The sequence below is a fragment of the Endozoicomonas sp. SESOKO1 genome, from assembly GCF_024606265.1.
In the GTDB taxonomy this organism is placed as follows: domain Bacteria; phylum Pseudomonadota; class Gammaproteobacteria; order Pseudomonadales; family Endozoicomonadaceae; genus Endozoicomonas.
Window position 1 is genome coordinate 1 of the sequence record NZ_JAHHPP010000116.1, and the last position, 2,023, is coordinate 2,023.

1 protein-coding gene is annotated in these 2,023 nt (G+C 55.3%); it reads left to right on the forward strand.

Going from position 1 to position 2,023, the window contains the following annotated elements:
* The coding region (gene rpoB, locus KDK13_RS06005; protein ID WP_257284060.1) for a DNA-directed RNA polymerase subunit beta at positions 1-2,023 on the forward strand (2,023 nt) is incomplete at both ends.

Genomic DNA, 2,023 nt, shown 5'->3' on the forward strand with positions numbered 1-2,023 from the left:
GATCAATGCCAAACCGGTAGCGGCGGCAATCAAGGAATTCTTCGGTTCCAGCCAGCTGTCCCAGTTTATGGACCAGAACAACCCGCTGTCCGAGATTACTCACAAGCGTCGTGTATCTGCGTTGGGCCCGGGTGGTCTGACCCGTGAACGTGCCGGCTTCGAGGTGCGTGACGTACACGCGACTCACTACGGTCGTGTCTGCCCGATCGAGACGCCTGAAGGTCCAAACATCGGTCTGATCAACTCGCTGGCAACCTATGCCCGTACCAACGACTATGGCTTCCTGGAAGCGCCGTACCGTCGCGTTGTTGATGGCCAGGTCACTGATGACGTGGATTACCTGTCTGCTATCGAAGAAGGTGAATACGTTATCGCCCAGGCATCTGCTGCCATGGATGAGAACAAACAGCTGACCGATGAACTGGTAGTTGTGCGTTACCGTGGTGAAGCCACCCTGATGAGCCCGGATAAAGTCCAGTATATGGACGTGTCCACCAAGCAGATGGTATCGGTTGCGGCCTCTCTGATTCCATTCCTTGAGCACGACGACGCTAACCGTGCCTTGATGGGATCGAACATGCAACGTCAGGCCGTACCAACCCTGAGAGCAGAGAAGCCTCTGGTGGGTACCGGTATGGAGCGTAACGTGGCTTCCGACTCCGGTGTCTGTGTGGTTGCCCGTCGTGGCGGTGTGATCGATACCGTTGACGCTGCCCGTATCGTGGTTCGTGTGAACGATGATGAAGTGCAGCCAGGTGAGGCCGGTGTTGATATCTACAACCTGACTAAGTACACCCGTTCTAATCAGAACACCTGTATTAACCAGCGTTCCCTGGTTAAGGCTGGCGATCAGATTGCCCGTGGCGACATCATGGCGGATGGTCCGTCTGTGGACATGGGTGAACTGGCGCTGGGTCAGAACATGCGCGTCGCGTTCATGCCCTGGAACGGTTACAACTTTGAGGACTCCATCCTCATCTCTGAGCGTGTTGTTCAGGAAGACCGCTTTACTACGATCCATATCCAGGAACTGACCTGTGTTGCCCGTGACACCAAGCTCGGTGCCGAAGAGATCACTGGCGATATTCCCAACGTTGGTGAGTCTGCCCTGAACAAGCTGGATGAAGCCGGTATTGTTTATGTAGGTGCAGAAGTGGGCGCTGGTGACATTCTGGTGGGTAAGGTGACACCAAAAGGTGAAACCCAGCTGACGCCGGAAGAGAAACTGCTGCGTGCCATCTTCGGTGAGAAGGCATCCGATGTTAAGGATACCTCTCTGCGTGTGCCGACCAGTGTCAAAGGTACTGTTATTGACGTTCAGGTCTTTACCCGTGATGGTGTAGAGAAGGACTCCCGTGCACTTTCCATTGAAAAGGCGCAGCTGGATGAGTACCGCAAGGACCTGAATGAAGAGTTCCGTGTGGTAGAGCAAGACACCTTCGCCCGTCTGCGCGGTGCCCTGCGTGACCAACCGGTGGTTCGCGCACCGGGTCTTGGCAAGGGTGACCGGATCAGCGACAGCTATCTGGATGGCCTGGAGCACGAGCAGTGGTTCAAACTGTCCATGGAAGACGAAGCACTCAATGAGATGCTGGATCTGTCCAGAGAACAGCTGAAAGAGCGTCGTGCCCAGCTGGATGAGCGCTTCGAAGACAAGAAGAAGAAGCTCCAGACTGGCGATGACATGGCCCCTGGCGTGCTGAAGATTGTCAAGGTCTACCTGGCCATCAAGCGTCGTATCCAGCCTGGTGACAAGATGGCGGGTCGTCACGGTAACAAGGGTGTTATCTCCATCATCATGCCGGTAGAAGACATGCCGCACGATGAAGAGGGTAATCCGGTTGATATCGTACTGAACCCTCTGGGTGTGCCGTCGCGTATGAACGTTGGTCAGGTGCTTGAGACTCACCTGGGTGCTGCGGCCAAGGGCCTTGGCGTCAAGATCAACCGCATGCTGGAAGCTCAACAGAGCATGGCAGAACTGCGCAAGTTCCTGGACGAGGTTTACAACGGTATTCCTGGT